This window comes from Microvirga antarctica, from assembly GCF_017921815.1.
Lineage (GTDB): Bacteria > Pseudomonadota > Alphaproteobacteria > Rhizobiales > Beijerinckiaceae > Microvirga > Microvirga antarctica.
On record NZ_JAGEMM010000001.1, the window covers coordinates 1058301 to 1077886 of the forward strand.

Below are 19586 nucleotides of genomic sequence, written 5' to 3' on the forward strand. Positions count from 1 at the left end.
AGCCATGCGTGGACGGGGCCTCGCGATTCGTTCCTGACCGTGTTAGGGAGCCCGCGCCCCTCGGGCCTTCCCTCCCCTTCACCGTTCGGCCAACCCCCATGCTCCAGATCGAGAACCTCATCTTCAACGGATGGGGCCGCCGCTTTTTTGACAAGGCCACGGTCACCCTGCCCACGGGCGCGAAAGTCGGGCTGGTGGGTCGCAATGGTGTGGGAAAGTCCACGCTATTCAAGCTGATCCTCGGGGAATTGCAGCCTGACGGGGGCGAGATCGTTCTGCCGAAGACAGCCAGGATTGCGTCAGTCGACCAGGAGCACCCAGCGACGTCCGTCTCTCTCATCGACACGATTCTGGCAGCCGACGTCGAACGGGAAGCCCTGAACCTCGAGCTCGAAACTGCCGAGCCCGAGCGCATGGGTGAAATCTACGGGCGGCTGATCGAGATCGATGCCGACCGCGCGCCGGCGCGGGCCGGCGAGATCCTGAGCGGGCTTGGCTTTTCCGTCGCCGACCTGACCCGCGCCATGTCGGAATTCTCGGGGGGCTGGCGGATGCGCGTCGCCCTTGCGGCAGCCCTTTTCGCGCAGCCCGATCTTCTTTTGCTCGACGAGCCGACGAACTATCTGGATCTCGAAGGGGCCCTGTGGCTCGAGGCCCGGCTGAAGAAATATCCGCATACCGCCCTTATCATCAGCCATGACCGTGAATTGCTGAACAATTCGGTCGATGCCATTCTGCACGTGAACGAGGGAAAGCTCGACCTCTATACGGGCGGATATGATGATTTCGAGCGGCGTCGGGGTGAAAAGCTGCGCCTGCAGACGGCCTCGCGCAATAAGCAGGAAGCCGAGCGTGCGCACCTGCAGAGCTTCGTTGACCGCTTCCGCGCCAAAGCCAGCAAGGCCGCACAAGCGCAATCGCGCATGAAGCGGCTGGCCAAGCTCGAGCCGATCGCCGCCGTCATCGAGGAGCGGGTTGCGCCTTTCACCCTGCCCTCGCCGGAGCGTCCGCTCGCACCGCCCCTGATGCAGTTGGAAGACGCCGCCGTCGGCTATGGCGGTGAGCCGGTGCTACGGAACCTCAATCTCCGCCTCGACATCGACGACCGCATCGGCCTGCTGGGCGTCAACGGAGCCGGGAAATCGACCTTCGCCAAGATGGCCGCGGGAGCAATCGCGATTCAGTCGGGGCTCATGCGGCGGGAAGGCCGGGTGAAAGTGGGGTGGTTTCATCAGCACCAGATCGAAGCCCTTGATCCGAACGACACGCCCCTTGAGATCATCCGGCGCGCCACGCCGAACGACAGCGAATCGTCCCGGCGTTCGCGCCTCGCACAATTTGGCCTGGGTTTCGACAAGCAGCAGACCACGGTCGCCAATCTGTCAGGCGGCGAGCGAGCCCGGTTGCTTCTGAACCTCGTCGCCATGGATGCGCCCCATCTGCTGATCCTCGACGAGCCGACGAACCACCTCGACATTGACAGCCGACGGGCCCTTCTCGACGCGCTGAACGATTATGCAGGTGCCGTCATCCTCATTACACACGATCGCTCGCTGATGGAGCTGGTGGCTGACCGCCTGTGGCTCGCGGCAGACGGACACGTGACGCCATTCGACGGCGACATGGAGGATTACGCCCGCTTTGTGCTGGAGCGCGCCAAGGCCGGCTCCCGGCCGTCACAGAACCGAGAAGGGTCGTCGAAACGGCGCAAAAAGATGATCGTCGAGGCGGCCTGACAAAAATCATCGGCTGGCGCCCAGAGCGTTGCCCGCCTGTGGTTTGGAAAGTCAAAGCCGGTTCATCGTCACATAACTCGGCTACGGCTGAACGGTTTGGCCGGGCCAAAGAAAGCACTCAACTCGAAATTCGCTTGTAATTTTTCGTAGATGCGACTATATCAGCATATCGAATTTGGCCTGACGACTGCTCTGTTTCGCCTTGCACTGCTTGCCGCGCGCTCCGAACAATCTCTCCAAAACTCGAAAAATTGTGCTTGTTCACAGTGATGGGAACAAGCGCGGACGCACTTCAAGTCAGTGAAAGGACTTTCAAATGGTTACCGGCACCGTAAAATTCTACAACGATCAAAAGGGCTTCGGCTTCATCCAGCCTGACAACGGCGACAAGGATGTGTTCGTGCATGCGACCGCTCTCGAGCGCGCTGGCATTCGTGGCCTCGTTGAAGGCCAGAAGGTCTCCTTCGACACCGAAGAAGATCGCCGCAGCGGCAAGATTGCAGTCAGCACCATTCAGACTGCATAAGTCTGACGGCTCTGGTGTGATCTGAATTCACGCCGAACATTCCAGGCCGCACTTCACAAAGGTGCGGCCTTTTCTGTTTGTCGCAAGCTCTGCGACGACCGCGAAAAGACTTTGGTTTTCGCCATTGAGGGTCTGATGTTTAAATTCAAGAGAACGATCCATCCGAAATCCGTGATGTTTGCTGTCGAGTACGAAGACGGCCGCACGGGATATCTCGTCGTGGAAGGACATGGCGGTCCAGGCGAGGATTATCTCGCCCTGTCGATCGCCCGCGAGCAGCAGGCAGCGGGCACTTTGCCCGAAGGGAACATCACGCGCATCAAGCGGGTGAGATAAGGAACCGGGTTTTCATGGCTAAAGGTCAGCAGCGCGGCAACCGCGAGACGAAAAAGCCAAAGCAAGACAAGCCGAAGACGAAAGAAACGCCCTCGCCTTTCGCGGTGACGCCGTCCAAGACGGTCGCTTCCGTGAAGCCCAATACTGGCAAGAGGTGATGGCCTACCCGGCGCAGATGGCGCTCCTTGCCGTTCTGGCGCTCGGCGGGACTGCGCTCGCACAGACGCCGACCGCACCGCCGGTCGAAACGAAAACCGCCGAGCCACCCAACCGATCCCCAGCGACGGAGGCCGAGCTTTCGCGCCAGCGCACGCAGAACCAGGAACGGGAGTGGGATCGCAAGATGCGGGCCTCGACCAAGAGCATTTGCAAGGGCTGCTAACGATCTCAGCAAGCGCGGCCGACGGCGGCGCAGCGAAAGGGAAGACGACCGATGAAACCGAAGTTCAAGGTGGGCCAGACCGTTCAACTATCCACCAACGGCCTTGGGCGTGCTGTTCGCGGCACCACCTATGAGATCATCAGCATCCGTCCCGCCAATGACGACGAATTCCAGTATGTGATCAAGAGCCCGACAGAGGCCTATCAGCGGTGCGTCCGCGAGGGTCTGCTCGCCGTTTGAGGGCGCCTCGCGCTGCTGACGAACGCCACGCGTCGATTTTGATTTGCGGCCCTCCGGCCTGGTGGATCTACCGTCCGACATCGTTGACGTAGGATCAACTTCCTTTACGTTAGGACCATGACGTGGCTGCACGTCGTGACCAACGAGGAATGCCCGATGAGATCGCTATTTGCTGCCGCAGCGTTTGCAGTCGCGGGACTGTGCGCCGGTAGCTTTGCTCTTGCGCAAACACCACCCACAGCCGCCGACACTATGGCCCCGATGCCTCCCGCGAATTGGCTGTTCGTCCAGACTGCGGACTCGGTGACATTCGAGGGGACCACACTGACCTTGAAGGGCGTTGCTCCTCAGACCCTCATGTTTACCGACCGTCCGGAGAGGATGACGGGCGATGCGCCGACGGCGAAGTTCGTCGAGTATTGGACATCGGGCAAAAGCGACTTTGAGAAGGATCCTCCAAACGCCACCCTGTCAGTGGATGTGGGCGGAAAGGCTTACCTGTCAGTGATCGAACTGACCAATCCGCAGCTCAGTGGTGACACCCTGACCTATACGGTCAAGGTCCTTGGCGACGCTCCGCCCGCCTCTGGCAAATTGGCCAGCCTGTTCATCGATTGGTGGTACGGGCCTGGCTGGGGTCCGCGTCGCTACTGGGGTCCAGGCCCATGGGGACCCGGTCCCGGCGGCGCCTGCTGGCGCGGTCCATATGGCGGCCTCCATTGCCGCCCAGCCTGGGCCTGGTAGACGGCTCGTTTCATTCTGCACGACCTGTTCAGCCCGGCAGCCCGTCATGGCTCGCCGGGCTGAATCGTGAACGTGCCCGCCCCGCCAGCCCTACCCGACAAACTCATCGACCTCATGGAACCGGGCAAGGGGCCCCGACGTCTCTGATCCGAGGAAGAGACAGCGATCGATCGGCACCTTTTCCAACACAGGAACGGATCGGTGGGAGAGGCGAAATGGGCACCCTGACATTGCCTGAGATTGCGAAGAAAATGCGTGACATCGATTTTGCCATGCTCCTCACGCATACGGAGAACGGCCAGATTGCCGGTCGTCCCATGAGCAACAACCGGGACGTGGAATACGATGGTGATTCCTTCTATTTCACGTGGGACAAATCTCGCGTCGTGAATGACATCGAGCGTGACTCGCAGGTGGCCCTGTCGTTTCAGGCCAATACCAGCCTGTTGGGGAAACCGGGCCTGATGGTCGCGGTTGAAGGAACTGCAGAGCTGATCCGCGACCAATTCGCATTTGAAGACCACTGGAATTCCGATCTCGATGCTGGTTCGAGGAAGGCGTGAAGACGCCGGGCGTGGTCATGATCAAGATCAAAGCCACCAGGATTCATTATTGGGCGGGCGAGGACGACGGAGAGATCGTTCTCTCAGCTTAGTCAGATCTCATGCGTCGCACGGCAGCACTCTCCTCGGCGTTCGCCGGCGAGAGGGAGAGGATGCCAGAGCACGGAGTCTGAATCTTTCATCACCTTGCGGCCAGTGAGACGGATCAAAGCTTCGAAATCGCTGTCTGACTCAGTGTGAGATATCGTCGGGTCTCTCTGCCCACTGAGGTGTAGCGGACCTCGACTGCGGCGGTCCGAGAGTTGAGGTGGGCGAAGGGTCGACTTCCATCATGGTGACGTATCATGTCGGCGTGATCTCGTTGGCTCGCCGTCCCGACGCAATCAGCGCTTCACTTCTCAGTGTCTCGACGAAATGCGCATCGACGACGAACGATATGCTTGCCCGCGAGTTAGGGTTAGCGAACGGGAGAAAAACACGCTTATGTTGATCAAACCTCTGATGCTCGGCGCCCTTCTTTCGGTCACCACCTTGGGCAGTGCGATGGCGCTTCCCGCTAGTTACGGGATCGGGTCCGGACCTCGTTCGGACCTTGTGACCACCGTGCAGTTCGTTTGCAACACGGCGCGTTGCATCGATCCGCGCACCGGCGCCTATACGAAATCACGTTGCGACCCTCGTGGGTGTCGGCAGCTTGGCGGCGTGGTCGGCTATGAGGGCCAACCCCAACCGCGACGTCCTGGCTATGGCTACAATCGGCCGGGTTATCAACCAGGCTATGACGAACGCCGGAACTCTCAACGTGGGTATGGCGATCGCGGCTATCGCAACGACAACCGCTATTGATGCGGTTACGTCTCAGCCCAGTGTGGCCAATGGTGAAGCTTGTCTCCGGTCAATCGAGCCAGACGTCACGCGGAAGAATGCGCCGCGACGTTTCTCGCTCTGCTAACATGGTTACGTCGTATGTTGCCGCGCCCAGCATCGGCGTCACTCCGGCTGACGCCTGCAAAACCTCTTAAAGATCGCCCGAGTGACGGTTCCCATTGCGGATAACGGGTGTCCGGCGGTCGACCGGGCGATTGCTATCGCAACACAGTGGGCAGCGGACAACTCGCTCCCCGACTCAGCTGGGGCCGAGCCAGGCGTGCTTCCGGTACACGACAGATCCGCCAAGGCAGCTTTGCCCGCCGAGGTGCGCATTATGCCAATCGACGACGACGGGCTTCTGTCCTGTCAGCGCCCCTCCCGCAGAAACCTCACCACGGCCGCGATGGTCGCTGCCGGTTGCTCCTCCATCAGCCAGTGGCCGGAATTGGGAATCACCACTTCGGACACATTGCCGGCCGCCGCGCGCATGACCACGGCCATTGTAGGCCCGAAGGACTTGTCGCCGCCGACCGCGAGCACCGGCATGCGCAACGGGCCCTGAGCCACAAAAACCTTGTTGTCGCGCGCGTCCTGCTCGAAAGCCGCGAACTGGTTGAACCCCGCATGCATGGCGCCCGGTTGGGCGTACAGCTTGGCGTAGTGCTCGCGGGAGGCCTCGCTGAAGGTCTTGGGATCCGCGGAGAATTCGTTCCAGAACCGGTCGAGATAGATCCGCTCCCGGCCGGCGACCAAGCGCTCTGCATCCGGGCCTTGGAACGAGAAGTGCCACAACGCGCGGCTGCGCACGATCTCGTCCCAGGGGCCGATGCCGGGAAGCGGCGCGTCCATGATGGCAAAGCGCGTGACGCGCTGCGCATACTGCGCCGCAAAGGCGTAACCGACCATGTTGCCGATGTCGTGCGTGACCAGATCGGTGGTGTCGATCTTCAGCGCGTCGAGCAGGCCGGCAACGTCCTGGCCCTGGGTCTTCTTGTCATAACCGGACTCGGGGCGCGCCGAGAGACCCATGCCGCGAAGGTCAGGAACGATGACCGTATGATCGCCGGCAAGCGCGGCCGCGAGGGGTGCCCACATGTCGCCGGTCTCGCCGTAACCATGGAGCAGGACGACCGCCGGCCCCTGTCCGCCGATCCGCACATGGAGCGTCGTTCCGTTGGTGCCGACCGCCTGTTCGCGAAAGCCTGTCGGGAATGGATGCGTTTGCGCGAGGGCGGGCAGTGCGAGAGCGAGGCCAGCGAGCGCGGCGAGCATGAAGCGAACCATTGATTGTCTCCACAACGAGGATCGCGGCAGCCGGTTCGCCGCCGTCCGGATCACACTATGGCGGATGGCAACAGGTCGAATTAGACTACAACTGGCGGAACCGCTTTTCGGAATCTCCGGACAATGAAGCTCGACGCACTAAAGGCCTTCGTGGCGATCACGGAAACCGGCTCCATCAGCGAAGCGGCGCGCCGGCTGCGCCTGTCGAAATCCGTCGTCAGCGAGCGCCTCGCAGAACTCGAGCGCAGCTTGGGGACGAAGCTTGTCCATCGCACGACGCGCAAATTGTCCCTTACCGAGGATGGCGCCGCGTTCCGCGCGCGCGCCTCCCGCATCGTCCAAGATGTCGAAGATGCAGTCGCCGATCTCGAGGAAAGGCGCGGCACGTTGGCCGGCCCCCTGCGTCTGGCTGCGCCCGTCACCTTCGGGCGTCTGCATCTGGGGCCTGCCCTCTACCCGTTCCTGCGGCAGAATCCCCGGATCGAACTCACCCTCGATCTCGACGACCGCCGGGTTGACGTCGCAGCCAGCGGTTATGACGCCGTCGTGCGGCACGGTCCCATCGTGGATTCCCGCCTCATGGCATGGACTCTTGCGCCGAGCCGTCGCGTGCTCGTTGCCTCGCCGGACTATCTTGCCCGCCACGGCACACCGCGGTCTACAGGAGAACTGGCGGGTCATCTGGGCATTTTCTACACCAATCGCGGAACGGCGGACTGGCGGCTGTCCGGCCTGGATGGCGTCGTCAATCTCAGCGCCCGGGTGAGCCTTCGGGTGAACAACGGCGACATGATGCGGGACGCTGCCGCAGCGGGCCTCGGCATCGCGCTCCTGCCGCTGTTCATCGCCGGCGCGGCCCTCCGGGAGAGCGTCCTGCAGATCGTCGACGTGGGCGCAACGGCCGAGGACGAATTCATTTTCATCGCCCATCCCGACGGACGTCGGCCTTCAGCCAAACTCAGGGCCTTGGCCGATTGCCTGCGGCAGGCGTTCGGCGACCCACCCTATTGGGAGACGACCGCAGACGTGTAAAGGCGGGTCCAATCCGCGTTTGGCGACCACACGTTCGTCGCCGGCTCCAACACCGTGGTCGGAGCGGGTGCTCTTCAATGTGTCGCATCAAGTTGACGGTGGTGATCGCTGCGGCAGCGATCGTGCTGAGCGGACCTGCGACCGCTCAAAACGACATGCCTGCCTCGAATGCCAAGATCAAATCCGCCTGCAAGCAGGAGGTGGAGGCTGCCAATCCCAGCGGCACCCTGTCGAACAAGTGCCAACCCAGTAACACTCTCACTAAGGACTGTATCGTCAGGGCCAAGGGGCGAGCAGCTTAGCGCCGCAGAGGTTCGACATCAGTTACCCGGCCGTCGCATCGGGTCGGCCTGCGAACGCTGTCGGTGTCATGGCGGTCACCTGCCGAAATGCGCTCGAGAACGCAGCCGCACTTGCGAAACCCAAGGCTGCGGACACGTGGGCGATCGGCACCCCCCTCCCGAGCTGATCCATTGCCTGCACGACCCTCGTTCGCTGCCGCCAAGCCTTAAAAGTCATTCCGGTCTCGGCGGGAAACAGGCGGCTGAGGGTGCGAACGGACGTCGCGGCGCGTGACGCGATCGCGCCGACGCTCAGTTTGTTCTGGCGATCCTGCAAGGCAATGTCGGCGACGCGTCGGCCGATGGGGCTCGTCGGAAAGGGAATGAATGTGGGGGCGTCCGGTGCCTCCGTGAGTTCGTGAAGCATGAGCCTGACCACGAGCTTGGCCTTCTCAGGTTGAATGTCGGCGGCAAAGGCCGCCGCGAGCAAGGAACGCTGGAGCGGCGTCACGCGTAAGGCAAATGCGCGGTCGGGCAAGGTCGGCGGCGCCCAATCCCGTGCCGCCTGCGCCTGCCAGTGGATCAACCACAGTTCGGCGTCGGTCAAAACGTCGACCTGGTGGAGAACATTCTCCGGAACCCAGACGGCAAGTTGCGGCGGGACGAGCCATCGCCCTTCGCGCGTGTGAACCTGCACCAGCCCCGACACGACGAAGGTCAGCTGTGCTTCCGCGTGCGCATGCATGGGCAGCCCGAGGCCTCGGGACTTCGTGCCTCGGGACAGGACGAAAGGACGGTCCATCGGATTGGCCTCTTCGCGATCATCATTGGCGTCACATCGCTGAAAGGACCCGCTATCACCCTGTCCGTCAAGGATCGAGGAGTCACCGACCATGAGCGCGACGATGAAGGCCGTTATCATCGACAATTACGGCGGCAACGACGTCTTGCAGTTTGCGGACGTGAAGCGCCCGGCAGCCCAGGCTGGTGACGTTCTGGTAAAGGTCCATGCGGCAGGCGTGAACCCAATCGATTGGAAAATCCGAAACGGCGCCGGGCTGCGAATGGGGATGAGCCTGCCCATCCGCCTGGGCGGAGAAATCGCCGGTGTGGTCGACGAAGTCGGCGAGGGCGTCACGGATTTTCGAAAGGGCGACGGGGTCTACGGCATCATCGCGTCCGGGGGCTTCGCCGAATACGCTGTCTTCAAAGCAGGCGACCTCGCCCGCAAGCCCGCCACCATCGACTTCATCGAAGCCGCCTCGATCCCGCTTGGAGGACTGACGGCCTGGCAGGCGATGTTCGACCTCGCCAAGCTCGCCAGCGGTCAACACCTTCTCGTCACGAGCAGCTCCGGCGGTGTGGGGTCCCTGGCCGTGCAACTCGCCAAGGCGGAAGGCGCCCACGTCACAGCCATGGCTTCCGGGCGCAACGAGGACTACGTCCGCAGCCTCGGGGCCGACGTGTTCATCGACTATACCGCCCAGCCGTTCGAGCAGGTGGTCAAAGACATGGATGTCGTATTCGACACCGTTGGTGGCGAGACGTTCAAGCGCGCCTTTCCAACCCTGAAGGCGGGAGGGTTCCTCGTGACCTCCGTCGCCTTTCCCGATGATGGCGATCGGCAGCGCGGAGTGGGTGTCGGACGCGTCCAGTGTCAACCGAACGCGATGCAACTCGCGCTCCTCCGTGAGTATGTCGAGGCCGGGACGATCAAAGCGCATGTCACCACGGTGCTGCCGTTCATGGAGCTCGCCAAAGCCCTCGAGCTGTCCGAGAGCGGCCGCACGCGGGGCAAGATCGTTCTCCAGATCGGCTGCTAGGCTAACGAGGGACGGGAAGCCTCGGTGGTCGCGTCACGGTTCAGCAAGGCGGCGATCGAATCGCGCGTAGCGTCCGCTGTCGGTCACGTATCGCCTGGAATGGCGCAACGTGGGACTGCCCGAGAAGGGGCGGCTCGCGCCAACTGGCTGAGGCGGGACGACCCAGTCCGACGGATGATTTCCACTCACAGGCCGGCAATGATTGCAGTCACCCTGACCGATCGCTGCCTTGGACGCTGAAACCCTCGCGTGAAGTGGTGGGCCCGCCCGGACTCGAACCGGGAACCAGACCGTTATGAGCGGCCGGCTCTAACCATTGAGCTACAGGCCCTTGTTGTCGAAGGGTGCTGGCTTGTAGCGGTAAAAGGGGGAGGCCCGCAACGGCAAGGCGGGGGCAGCCGGTCGAATCTGGCCGTCAGGGACGGAAGACCTCGATTTTCTCTTCGAATCCGTCGATCGCATGGAAACCCAGCGGCACGGGGTTTCCCCAGAGATGTTCGACAAAGGCCTTGGACATCAGCAAGGGCTCGCCCAGCGTCTTGTTCAGCTCGGCGATGCGGCTTGCAAGGTTCACGTCCCGTCCGATGACGGTGAAATCCAGCCGCCGCCCGGAGCCCACATTGCCGTAGGCGGCGTCCCCATGGTGCAGGGCGATGCCGATATTGATGGGCACCGGAAACCGACCCTCGTTGTTGGCGGCCTGGACGCGGCGGATCGCCTTGGTGGCGGCCGACAGGGCCGCCTGCGGCGCTCCGCCGGTGTCATCGCCACGGTCGCGCACGATCGCCAGCAGGCCGTCGCCGAGATATTTCAAAACCTCGCCGCCTTCGTCCTCGATGGGCGGCACGAGACAATCGAAATAGTTGTTCAACAGCTCGACCGCGCTTTCGGGGCTGAGGGTCGAGGAAATGCGGGTGTAGTCGCGCATATCGGCGAACAGGATGGCCGAACGGATCCGCGTGACCTGGCCACGCTGGATAGCGCCGGAAAGAATCGCCTTGTGGGGCTCGTCGCCGACGTAAATCCGCAGGACGTCGTCCAGCCGGTTGTTCGTCGCCCGCAATTCGATCACCAGGGTGAACGACGGAATGACGAGCCGCAGCACCAGCAGGGCCCGATCGTCGAAACCCTCTGGGTCGCGGGTGGCGAACGAGATGGCGTTCTTGGCCCCTTTGCTGAAGGGCATGGGGATCGTCAGATAATGACGATAGCCGGCATCCTTCAGCTCGCGCAGGACGGGGAACATGTCGTCGGGGGTCGTCGCCAGTTCGAGCGCCAGCCACTCGCCCGTGCGGTTGACGTGAGCAAACGGGCTCGACTCGTAATCCTCCTCGCGCCGGGTGCCATGCGGGAGGTAGCGCACCACGGTATCGGCATCGGGCGTCCAGAACCGACCGATTCCCGCGTATTCCGAATGAAGGGCCTCGATCGCCAATGCCGCCCTGTCGATCGGGATACCCATGGCCCGCAGGCGCTCGGCCGTGCCGCTGAGCACGCCATTGGGATCCTCGAGCCGGGCGGCCGCCGTCACCAGCCAATCCCGCAGCGCGATGGTCTGCGAGAGCGTTTCGGGATCGAGGCTCCGCGCAATCGCCAAGGGGTCGTCGTGCGAGCTGGGAAGAGGCAGGGATGACGTCATGCCGCCAAGGTGGGTTTTGCAACGCCATTGCGCAAGCGTTTAAGTACGCCGCAGGGCGCATTCAGACGGCGCGCGGGATGGCCTTTCGTTTTGACACCGCCGGGAGGTGGGTCTAGAGCCCAGCTGACCCGCCGGCAGACATCAGGATAACCCATGGCCACCATCGACTCGCTCTTTGTCACAAAGATCTACCGGGCCGAGATCGAGGATGCAAAATTCGCCCATCTGACGACCGAGTTGGAAGCCGCAAGCCTCTCCATCGCCGAGGATGACGAGGCGGGCCAGGCCTGGTGCGAGAAGAACGGCTATCCGGGCTACACCTCCTACGCCTCCCTCAACGACCTGCCTTGGCGTGTCCCGGTGTTCGGCGAGTTGGTCAAGGCCCTCAACAGCCATGTGAGCGCGTTCGCCAAAGAGGTGGAGTACGACCTGAAAGGACGCAAACTTGTCCTCGACAGCCTGTGGATCAACATCCTGCCGCCGGGTGGCGTTCACACGTCCCATATCCATCCGCATTCGGTGGTCAGCGGAACCTATTATGTGACGGTCCCTGAGGGGGCGGGCGCCTTGAAATTCGAGGATCCGCGGCTGGGATTCATGATGGCCTCGCCTCCGCGCAAGGCCAAGGCCCGGCCGGAGAATCGGCAGTTTGCCTATATGAAGCCGAAACCCGGGACAGTCCTTTTGTGGGAGAGCTGGCTGCGCCATGAAGTGCCGGTGAATGAGGCTGAGAGCGAGCGCATCAGCATCAGCTTCAACTACGCCTGGCGTTAGGCCTTCCGTCGGCTCAGGAGGACCGCGCTTTCGGCCTCTCGTGCGGCAGGAAGAAGGTCAGCAAGCCGATGGCCGGCAGGAACGAGCAGATCTTGTACACGTAGGCGATGCTCGTCACGTCGGCGAGTTGGCCCAGGATCGCCGCCCCCAGGCCGCCCATGCCGAATGACAGGCCGAAGAACAGCCCTGCGATGACGCCGACCCGGCCCGGCACAAGCTCCGTCGCATAGACGAGGATGGCCGGGAATGCCGAGGCCAGGATCATGCCGATGATAACACTGAGGACGCCCGTCCAGAACAGGTTGGCATAAGGCAGGAGGAGCGTGAACGGCAGGACCCCGAGGATCGAGAACCAGATCACGTATTTGCGGCCGAACCGATCGCCCGCCGGACCCCCGAGCAGCGTGCCGGCCGCCACCGCGAACAGGAAGATGAACAGGTGGAGCTGGGCGTCCTGCACGGTGAGTTGAAACCGGTCGATGAGATAGAACGTGAAGTAGCTTGTGAAGCTCGCCGTATAGAAGTTCTTGGAGAAGACCAGCAGCATCAGGATGGTGATGGACATCGTGATCTTGCGGCGCGAATGCAGCGCCTTTGCCTCCGGCGGGCGGGGACGGGACCGCAGCAGCTCAAGGCGCGCCTGGTACCACCGTCCGACCCGGTACAGAACCACCATGGCGAGCAGCGCCACGCCTGAAAACCATGCAATGCTCGGCTGTCCGAACGGCACGACGATGAAGGCCGCCAGCAACGGGCCGATTGCCGTGCCGGCATTGCCGCCGACCTGGAAGAACGACTGGGCGAAACCGAGACGGCCGCCGGAGGCCATGCGCGCGACGCGCGACGATTCCGGATGGAACACCGAGGAGCCCATGCCCACGAGCGCCGCAGCAAACAATAGCAGCCAGTAGGACGAGGCCTGCGACAGGGTCAGCAGGCCCACCAGGGTGAAGCCCATCCCGACCACCAGCGAGAAGGGCCGCGGGCGCTTGTCCGTGTAGTAGCCGACCAGGGGCTGCAGCAGGGACGCGGTGCATTGGAAGGTCAGCGTGATGATGCCGATCTGCCCGAAATCCAGGTTATAGGCGGCCTTGAGCAGCGGATAGATGGCCGGCAGCAGGGACTGGATGAGATCGTTGAGGAGATGCGAGAAACTGATCGCCGCCAGGATCGGCAGGGCCGCCTTCTCGACAATCGGTTGGACCGGCGCGGCGCTTGTCAGGGGCGACTTCGTATCCATCGGCGTACACATCAGGGGATTTGCGGCATCCCCTGCCTCGTTGCGGCGTTTCCTTGTCTGGCTATAGACCAGATCGGACGTGCCGCATCCATCGGATTTCGCAAGGCTGGGTTGCCGCAATCGTATCCTGACGGTGTGCCTCCCGTGGAACCGGGAGGCACACCGGGGTCGGTTCCGCGTCCTATTCCGCAGCGTCAGCCAGCAGATCGGCGGGCGACAGGCCGAGCGCCTGCGCGACGCCGAGGCCATAGGCTTTGTCCGCCCGGTAGAAATGCGTGATCTGCCGCTTGACGATCTCAAGCGGGACGCCCTGCATCGCCTCGGCGATATTGGCGAAAAGCTGCCGCTGCTGATCGGCGCTCATCAGGCGGAAGAGCGCGCCAGGCTGGCCGTAATCATCGTTTCCGACGCGGTGATCATAGCGGTCCGCATCCCCGGAGATCGCGAGTGGCGGCTCGGCGAAACGGTCCTCCTCGACCGGGCCGTTGAAGGAATTCGGTTCGTAATAAGCATTTCCTCGCTGGGGAATCTCGGCGAGCATCGCGCCATCCGCGTGGTAATGGGCGACGGGGCTGCGCGGACGATTGACCGGCAGGGACTCGTAGTGGGTGCCGACCCGATAGCGATGCGCATCAGCATAAGCAAAGATCCGGCCCTGGAGCATCTTGTCCGGCGAGAACCCGATTCCCGGCACGATGTTGGACGGCGAGAACGAGGCCTGCTCGACCTCCGCAAAATAGTGCACGGCATTGCGGTTGAGCTCGAGAATGCCGACCTCGTGCAGCGGAAATTCCGCGTGCGGCCAGACCTTCGTGATATCGAACGGGTTGTAGCTGGTCTTCTCGGCAGCCACCTCGGGCATGATCTGGACGCAGACGCGCCAGCGCGGGAAATCCCCGCCTTCGATCGCCTCGTAGAGGTCGCGCTGCGCACTCTCGCGATCGGTGGCGATGATCGCTTCGGCCTCGCGGTTGGACCAGGTCTTGATGCCCTGCAGCGACTTGAAGTGGAACTTGACCCAGTGCCGCTCGCCTTCCGCATTGATGAACGAATAGGTGTGCGAACCGAAGCCATGCATGGAGCGGTAGCCCTGCGGCAGGCCGCGATCCGAGAACAGGATCGTCACCTGATGCAGGCTCTCCGGCGACAGGCTCCAGAAGTCCCACATGGCGGTGGTGCTGCGCATGTTGGTGGAGGGGTGGCGCTTCTGGGTGCGAATGAAATCGGGGAATTTCACCGGGTCACGGACGAAGAAGACCGGAGTGTTGTTGCCGACCACGTCCCAGTTGCCATCCTCGGTGTAGAATTTCACCGAAAACCCGCGCACATCGCGCTCGGCGTCAGCCGCCCCGCGCTCACCGGCCACCGTCGAGAACCGCATGAAAACCTCGGTCGCCTTGCCGACGGCGGAGAACAGACGGGCCTTCGAGAACGCCGAAATGTCCTGGGTCACCGTGAAGGTTCCGTAGGCGCCCGAGCCCTTGGCATGCACGACGCGCTCGGGAATGCGCTCCCGGTTCTGGTGCGCCAGCTTTTCGATGAGCTGATAATCCTGCAGCAGCAGAGGTCCGCGCGAGCCGGCCGACAGCGAGTTCTGATTGTCGGGGATCGGCGCGCCCGCTGTCGTGGTCATGGTTTTCTTGGTCATGGGACATCTCCTTGGTCGTCCGGCCTAGCTTGGCCGCACCTTGGTCGTTCGATGGCGATGAGTCCAATTCGATTGTCTGACGGGCACGATCAGATTACCTTATCGACATGATCACCCTGCGCCAGCTTCGCTATCTGACGGCGATCGCGGAAACCCGGCATTTCGGCAAAGCGGCAAAGCTGTGCCATGTGACCCAGCCGGCCCTCTCCATGCAGATTCAGGACCTGGAGACGAGCCTCGGCACGCAGCTCGTGGAGCGGCGGCGCGGACAGGTGGCACTGACGCAATCCGGCACCGACATCGCCGAAAAGGCCTTCGCGATCCTGGCGGCCGTGGCCGACCTGGAGAGCCATGGACGTGCCGGACGGGCAGCCCTTGCGGGTCCGCTGCGGCTCGGCATCATCCCGTCCATTGCGCCCTACCTCCTGCCCCGGGCCCTGCCCGCGCTGCACCGACGCTACCCCGCCCTCACCTTAAGAATTCGGGAGACCCAGACCAAGGCGCTGGTGGATGAACTGGCGCACGGCGATCTCGACCTCATCGTGGCAGCCCTTCCCCTCGACCGGCCCGATTTCGAGACGCTCGCGGCCTTCGAGGATCGCTTTCTCGTCGCCCGCAAACCCCGGGGACCCGACGCAGCAAAGCGCATCGATCCCGCAGCCCTTGAGAGCGAACATCTGCTGTTGCTTGAAGAAGGTCACTGCCTGCGGGATCAGGCGCTCAGCGTTTGCGGGACCTTGTCGCCCAACCTGTCGAAGGCCTTCGGCGCTTCGTCTCTCTCCACCGTGATGCACCTCGTGGCGAACGGTTACGGCATCACCCTGCTGCCGGAGATGGCCGCCGAGACGGAGGGGTCGGACAAGGTCGAGCTGGTGCGCTTTTCCGAGCCCGAGCCGGTGCGCACCATCGGCCTCGCCTGGCGGCGATCCTCGGCCCGGGGCGCCGATGCCCGTGCACTTGTGGATGTCCTCCAGGAGGCGCGCGGATGAACGATCTCGATCTCCTTCGCCGGCTGGCGGTTGCGCTGGCGATCGGCCTCCTGATCGGGCTGGAACGCGGCTGGCGTCAGCGTGAGGAGGCGGAGGGCGAGCGGACCGCTGGGCTTCGCACCTATACCCTGACGGCGCTGCTGGGAGGCGTCTCGGCGGCTTTGTCGAACGGCACGAGCGGGGTCTTTCTCGGGTTTGCGTTCATGGCCTTCGCCTTCGGGTTCACCGCCTTCGCCTGGCTGGAAGCGCGGGCCGAACGCAATTTCAGCGTTACCGGGGTCGTTGCAGGCATGCTGGCCTTTGCGCTCGGGGCCTATGCGGTCCTCGGCCACCTGCAGATCGCGATCGCCGGGGGCGTGATCGTGACCGTGATCCTGGCGTTGAAGCGGCCCCTGCACAGCTGGCTGCGCACATTGACCTGGGTCGAAATTCGCGCCGCCCTGATCCTGCTGACGATGACGTTCCTGGCGCTCCCGCTTTTGCCGGACCGTCCAGTCGACCCGTGGGGAGCGATCAATCCGGCCGAGATCTGGCTGCTGGCGATCATCATCGCGGGGATTTCGTTCATCGGCTACATTGCCCTGCGGGTGGCCGGCACGCGGGCCGGCATTGCAGTTCTGGCGCTGGCTGGAGGTCTGGCCTCCTCCACGGCCACGACCCTCACCCTCGCCCGCCTCGCGCGGGACCAGCCAAAAGCGAGTCCTGTCCTGGCGGCCGGCATCCTGCTCTCCGGTTCGGTGATGGTGGCACGCGTCCTCATCGTCGCGAGCGCGCTCAACGTCGCCCTTCTCGCCCCGCTTCTGGCCCCCCTCGGCAGCGGCCTGCTGGTGTTGCTTGTAAGCGCAGGCCTCATTTTTGTCCGGTATCGGGGGGGCGATGCCGCAAGCGCCACCCTGACCCTGACAACCCCGTTCGACCTGGGAACGGCCCTGAAACTCGCGAGCCTGATTGCCGTCATCAGCCTCCTGGCCAAATGGGTGGTGGCCAATGTGGGAGAGACGGCGCTGACAGTGCTGGCGGCGCTTTCCGGTATCGCGGATGTGGATGCCATCACCTTGTCGATGGCCCGGCTCTCACGCGACGGCATCACGGTGACGACGGCCGTGGAAGGCATCGCCGTGGCGGTAGCAGTCAACACCCTCGTCAAGGCCGGCATGACATTTGGTCTGGGAACCCGGCAGACGGGGCTCCTCGTCGGCATCGCGAGCGCGCTCGCCATCGGCGCAGGGACAGCTGCCTTTTTGCTCGGACTTTGAACGAAACCTGGAACAGCAGGAGCCTGGAACGGCAGGAACCTGGCAGCCATGAAAAAGGCGGACCGAAATCCGCCTTTTGACCGTCTCGCCTAGTTGTCCAGGAAGCTCCGCAGCTTCCGGCTCCGGGACGGATGCTTGAGCTTGCGCAAGGCCTTCGCCTCGATCTGCCGGATGCGTTCGCGGGTGACCGAGAATTGCTGCCCGACCTCCTCCAGCGTGTGATCGGTGTTCATGCCGATGCCGAAGCGCATGCGAAGCACACGCTCCTCACGCGGCGTGAGCGAGGCGAGAACGCGGGTCGTCGTCTCGCGCAGGTTCGACTGGATCGCGGCATCGATGGGCAGGATGGCCATTTTGTCCTCGATGAAGTCGCCCAGATGCGAATCCTCCTCGTCGCCGATCGGCGTTTCGAGCGAGATCGGCTCCTTGGCGATCTTGAGAACCTTGCGGACCTTCTCCAGCGGCATCGCGAGCTTTTCGGAGAGTTCCTCCGGCGTGGGCTCCCGACCGATCTCGTGCAGCATCTGGCGCGAGGTACGCACGATCTTGTTGATCGTCTCGATCATGTGCACCGGGATGCGGATGGTGCGGGCCTGATCGGCGATCGAGCGGGTGATCGCCTGCCTGATCCACCAGGTGGCATAGGTCGAGAACTTGTAGCCGCGGCGATACTCGAACTTATCGACCGCCTTCATCAGGCCGATATTGCCCTCCTGGATCAGATCCAGGAACTGCAGGCCGCGGTTGGTGTACTTCTTGGCGATGGAGATCACGAGGCGCAGATTGGCCTCGATCATTTCCTTCTTGGCCTGGCGGGCCTCGCGCTCGCCCTTCTGCACCATCAGGACGATGCGGCGGAATTCCTGGATCTCGAGGCCGGTCTCCGAGGCGAGATTATGGATCTGCTCCCGCAGGTCGTGGATCTGGTCCTTGCCCTTGGCGACGAAATCCTTCCAGCCGCGACCGCCGAGCTTGGAGACCCGCAGGACCCATTTGGGATCGAGTTCCCAGCCCTGCCAGTGCTTCAGGAACTCGTCGCGGGCGACGCCGTGGCTTTCGGCGAAGCGCATCAGGCGCCCCTCATGCGAGATGAGGCGCTTGTTGATGTCGTAGAGCTGCTCGACGAGCGCCTCGATGCGGTTGTTGTTGAGCGACAGCGACTTCACGCTGGTGACGATGTCGCTCTTCAGCGTCTTGTACTTGCGCTCCTGAGCCGGCGTCAGCTGCTTGTTCTGCATGCGCTGTTCCACATGCTCGACCTGCAGGCGGCGCAGCTTCTTGTAGTTGTCGGCGATCGAATCGAAGGTTTCGAGAACCCGCGGCTTCAGCTCGCCTTCCATTGCGGATAGCGAGACGTTGTTTTCGAGATCGTCGTCATCGAGGTCGCCGTCGGGCGGTGTCTCGCCTTCGGCCGTCTCTCCGGGAACGGCCGGCTCGGCCTCGGCCTCGCCATCGATCCGCGGCGCGCCCTTGCCCTCGGGGCCCGCATAGGTTGCCTCAAGATCAATGATGTCGCGCAGGAGGACACGGCCTTCGACCAGTTCGTCGCGCCAGATGATGATGGCCTGGAAGGTCAGCGGGCTTTCGCACAGCCCGGCGATCATCGCCTCGCGGCCGGCCTCGATCCGCTTGGCGATGGCGATCTCGCCCTCACGTGACAGAAGCTCAACCGAGCCCATCTCGCGCAGATACATGCGCACCGGATCGTCGGTGCGGTCGGTGGGCTCCTTGGCGGTGGTCTCGCGCACGACGACGGCGCGGGCCTGCGAGGTCTCGACGAGGTCGCCGCCTTCGGCTTCCTCTTCCTCGGCCTCGGGCTTCTCACCCTCTTCGGCTTCCTCGGACTCGACCACGTTGATGCCCATTTCGGACAACTGGCCGAGCACGTCCTCGATCTGCTCCGAGGAGAATTCCTCGGACGGCAAAACATCGTTCAGCTCGTCATAGGTCACATACCCGCGTTTTTTCGCGAGTTTGATCATCCGTTTAACGGCGGCATCGCTCAGGTCGAGAAGTGGCCCGTCGCTTTGCGGCTCCGGTGCTGCTGTCTCGCCTTCGTCCCGTTCGGTTGCCTTCGTCGCCATGCTTTGCTCAACTCCGGCGCGCCACCGGCTCCCCAATCGAAACCGTGATGCGCGAATGGGCGGCGAAGCGCGAGGCCTCACCACCCGAACATCATTTCAAACCTAAACAGTGAGTCGCTTGACTAACCGTTAAACACCC

18 protein-coding genes, 1 tRNA gene and 1 pseudogene are annotated in these 19586 nt (G+C 63.1%); 13 read left to right on the forward strand and 7 right to left on the reverse strand.

The window, feature by feature from the left end; all coding sequences use genetic code 11:
* Positions 1–98: 98 nt before the first annotated feature.
* The 8 genes and pseudogenes from J4G32_RS05070 (at position 99) to J4G32_RS05105 (ending at position 5373) form a co-directional block, all read left to right on the forward strand.
* The gene (locus tag J4G32_RS05070) at positions 99–1736 is read left to right on the forward strand and encodes an ABC-F family ATP-binding cassette domain-containing protein (RefSeq protein WP_210485029.1); all 1638 of its coding nucleotides are present in this window, start codon (positions 99–101) and stop codon (positions 1734–1736) included.
* A gap of 316 nt (positions 1737–2052) precedes the next feature.
* Positions 2053–2262 carry a cold-shock protein gene (locus J4G32_RS05075; protein ID WP_150944542.1) on the forward strand — a complete coding sequence of 70 codons (210 nt, stop codon included), beginning with the start codon at positions 2053–2055 and terminating at the stop codon, positions 2260–2262.
* Positions 2263–2397: 135 nt separating this feature from the next.
* Complete coding sequence (locus J4G32_RS05080) at positions 2398–2598, forward strand: hypothetical protein (RefSeq protein WP_210485030.1); 201 nt, start codon at positions 2398–2400, stop codon at positions 2596–2598.
* 157 nt (positions 2599–2755) lie between these two features.
* Positions 2756–2980, forward strand: coding sequence for a hypothetical protein (locus J4G32_RS05085; RefSeq protein ID WP_210485031.1), 225 nt, complete (start codon positions 2756–2758; stop codon positions 2978–2980).
* A 51-nt stretch (positions 2981–3031) separates the two neighbouring features.
* On the forward strand, positions 3032–3220 hold the full coding sequence (locus J4G32_RS05090; RefSeq protein WP_210485032.1) for a hypothetical protein: 189 nt from the start codon (positions 3032–3034) through the stop codon (positions 3218–3220).
* A gap of 156 nt (positions 3221–3376) precedes the next feature.
* Positions 3377–3964 (forward strand): hypothetical protein, encoded by a 588-nt coding sequence (locus J4G32_RS05095; RefSeq protein WP_210485033.1) that lies wholly within the window; start codon positions 3377–3379, stop codon positions 3962–3964.
* Between the two features lie 215 nt (positions 3965–4179).
* A pseudogene (locus J4G32_RS05100) lies at positions 4180–4619 on the forward strand (pyridoxamine 5'-phosphate oxidase family protein).
* A gap of 391 nt (positions 4620–5010) precedes the next feature.
* Complete coding sequence (locus tag J4G32_RS05105; protein ID WP_210485034.1) at positions 5011–5373, forward strand: hypothetical protein; 363 nt, start codon at positions 5011–5013, stop codon at positions 5371–5373.
* Between the two features lie 390 nt (positions 5374–5763).
* Here the strand turns inward: J4G32_RS05105 and J4G32_RS05110 are convergent, their stop codons facing one another.
* Positions 5764–6681 carry an alpha/beta fold hydrolase gene (locus J4G32_RS05110; protein ID WP_210485035.1) on the reverse strand — a complete coding sequence of 306 codons (918 nt, stop codon included), beginning with the start codon at positions 6679–6681 and terminating at the stop codon, positions 5764–5766.
* Between the two features lie 123 nt (positions 6682–6804).
* Here J4G32_RS05110 and J4G32_RS05115 point away from each other — a divergent pair, with 123 nt between their 5' ends.
* Entirely contained in the window at positions 6805–7713 is a 909-nt protein-coding gene (locus J4G32_RS05115) for a LysR family transcriptional regulator (RefSeq protein WP_210485036.1), read from the forward strand.
* A gap of 324 nt (positions 7714–8037) precedes the next feature.
* Here J4G32_RS05115 and J4G32_RS05120 read toward each other — a convergent pair whose 3' ends face one another.
* Entirely contained in the window at positions 8038–8796 is a 759-nt protein-coding gene (locus J4G32_RS05120) for an AraC family transcriptional regulator (protein ID WP_210485037.1), read from the reverse strand.
* 91 nt (positions 8797–8887) lie between these two features.
* Between J4G32_RS05120 and J4G32_RS05125 the strand changes: the two genes are divergently transcribed.
* Entirely contained in the window at positions 8888–9817 is a 930-nt protein-coding gene (locus tag J4G32_RS05125; protein WP_246504765.1) for an NADP-dependent oxidoreductase, read from the forward strand.
* A 255-nt stretch (positions 9818–10072) separates the two neighbouring features.
* Here J4G32_RS05125 and J4G32_RS05130 read toward each other — a convergent pair.
* Both J4G32_RS05130 and J4G32_RS05135 read right to left on the reverse strand, forming a co-directional pair.
* Positions 10073–10148, reverse strand: a tRNA-Ile gene (locus tag J4G32_RS05130).
* A gap of 84 nt (positions 10149–10232) precedes the next feature.
* The gene (locus tag J4G32_RS05135; protein ID WP_210485038.1) at positions 10233–11456 is read right to left on the reverse strand and encodes an adenylate/guanylate cyclase domain-containing protein; all 1224 of its coding nucleotides are present in this window, start codon (positions 11454–11456) and stop codon (positions 10233–10235) included.
* A gap of 153 nt (positions 11457–11609) precedes the next feature.
* On the opposite strand from J4G32_RS05135, the gene J4G32_RS05140 reads away from it, so the two are divergent.
* Positions 11610–12230 carry a TIGR02466 family protein gene (locus J4G32_RS05140; RefSeq protein WP_210485039.1) on the forward strand — a complete coding sequence of 207 codons (621 nt, stop codon included), beginning with the start codon at positions 11610–11612 and terminating at the stop codon, positions 12228–12230.
* A 13-nt stretch (positions 12231–12243) separates the two neighbouring features.
* On the opposite strand, the gene J4G32_RS05145 is transcribed toward J4G32_RS05140, so the two are convergent.
* Together J4G32_RS05145 and J4G32_RS05150 are read right to left on the reverse strand one after the other, a co-directional pair.
* Entirely contained in the window at positions 12244–13482 is a 1239-nt protein-coding gene (locus J4G32_RS05145) for an MFS transporter (protein WP_485020560.1), read from the reverse strand.
* Positions 13483–13651: 169 nt separating this feature from the next.
* A complete protein-coding gene (locus J4G32_RS05150) occupies positions 13652–15118 on the reverse strand; it encodes a catalase (protein WP_210485041.1) in 1467 nt (488 codons plus the stop codon).
* Positions 15119–15225: 107 nt separating this feature from the next.
* On the opposite strand from J4G32_RS05150, the gene J4G32_RS05155 reads away from it, so the two are divergent.
* Together J4G32_RS05155 and J4G32_RS05160 are read left to right on the forward strand one after the other, a co-directional pair.
* Positions 15226–16107 (forward strand): hydrogen peroxide-inducible genes activator, encoded by an 882-nt coding sequence (locus J4G32_RS05155; RefSeq protein WP_210485042.1) that lies wholly within the window; start codon positions 15226–15228, stop codon positions 16105–16107.
* Positions 16104–17363: an MgtC/SapB family protein gene (locus tag J4G32_RS05160; protein WP_210485043.1), complete on the forward strand. Its 1260-nt coding sequence runs from the start codon at positions 16104–16106 to the stop codon at positions 17361–17363. Before J4G32_RS05155 ends, J4G32_RS05160 begins: the two co-directional genes overlap by 4 nt.
* Before the next feature lie 89 nt (positions 17364–17452).
* Here J4G32_RS05160 and rpoD read toward each other — a convergent pair whose 3' ends face one another.
* A complete protein-coding gene (rpoD, locus tag J4G32_RS05165; protein WP_210485044.1) occupies positions 17453–19447 on the reverse strand; it encodes an RNA polymerase sigma factor RpoD in 1995 nt (664 codons plus the stop codon).
* Between the last annotated feature and the right edge of the window lie 139 nt (positions 19448–19586).

Bases quoted from the DNA above. Each gene is read 5' to 3' on its own strand.
- J4G32_RS05095 (WP_210485033.1), top strand. From the start codon at position 3,377: ATGAGATCGCTATTTGCTGCCGCAGCGTTTGCAGTCGCGGGACTGTGC.
- J4G32_RS05085 (WP_210485031.1), top strand. From the start codon at position 2,756: ATGGCCTACCCGGCGCAGATGGCGCTCCTTGCCGTTCTGGCGCTCGGC.
- J4G32_RS05140 (WP_210485039.1), top strand. From the start codon at position 11,610: ATGGCCACCATCGACTCGCTCTTTGTCACAAAGATCTACCGGGCCGAG.
- J4G32_RS05105 (WP_210485034.1), top strand. From the start codon at position 5,011: ATGTTGATCAAACCTCTGATGCTCGGCGCCCTTCTTTCGGTCACCACC.
- J4G32_RS05070 (WP_210485029.1), top strand. From the start codon at position 99: ATGCTCCAGATCGAGAACCTCATCTTCAACGGATGGGGCCGCCGCTTT.
- J4G32_RS05110 (WP_210485035.1), bottom strand. From the start codon at position 6,681: ATGGTTCGCTTCATGCTCGCCGCGCTCGCTGGCCTCGCTCTCGCACTG.
- J4G32_RS05145 (WP_485020560.1), bottom strand. From the start codon at position 13,482: ATGTGTACGCCGATGGATACGAAGTCGCCCCTGACAAGCGCCGCGCCG.
- J4G32_RS05155 (WP_210485042.1), top strand. From the start codon at position 15,226: ATGATCACCCTGCGCCAGCTTCGCTATCTGACGGCGATCGCGGAAACC.
- J4G32_RS05125 (WP_246504765.1), top strand. From the start codon at position 8,888: ATGAGCGCGACGATGAAGGCCGTTATCATCGACAATTACGGCGGCAAC.
- J4G32_RS05150 (WP_210485041.1), bottom strand. From the start codon at position 15,118: ATGACCAAGAAAACCATGACCACGACAGCGGGCGCGCCGATCCCCGAC.
- J4G32_RS05075 (WP_150944542.1), top strand. From the start codon at position 2,053: ATGGTTACCGGCACCGTAAAATTCTACAACGATCAAAAGGGCTTCGGC.
- J4G32_RS05120 (WP_210485037.1), bottom strand. From the start codon at position 8,796: ATGGACCGTCCTTTCGTCCTGTCCCGAGGCACGAAGTCCCGAGGCCTC.
- rpoD (WP_210485044.1), bottom strand. From the start codon at position 19,447: ATGGCGACGAAGGCAACCGAACGGGACGAAGGCGAGACAGCAGCACCG.
- J4G32_RS05080 (WP_210485030.1), top strand. From the start codon at position 2,398: ATGTTTAAATTCAAGAGAACGATCCATCCGAAATCCGTGATGTTTGCT.
- J4G32_RS05090 (WP_210485032.1), top strand. From the start codon at position 3,032: ATGAAACCGAAGTTCAAGGTGGGCCAGACCGTTCAACTATCCACCAAC.
- J4G32_RS05135 (WP_210485038.1), bottom strand. From the start codon at position 11,456: ATGACGTCATCCCTGCCTCTTCCCAGCTCGCACGACGACCCCTTGGCG.
- J4G32_RS05160 (WP_210485043.1), top strand. From the start codon at position 16,104: ATGAACGATCTCGATCTCCTTCGCCGGCTGGCGGTTGCGCTGGCGATC.
- J4G32_RS05115 (WP_210485036.1), top strand. From the start codon at position 6,805: ATGAAGCTCGACGCACTAAAGGCCTTCGTGGCGATCACGGAAACCGGC.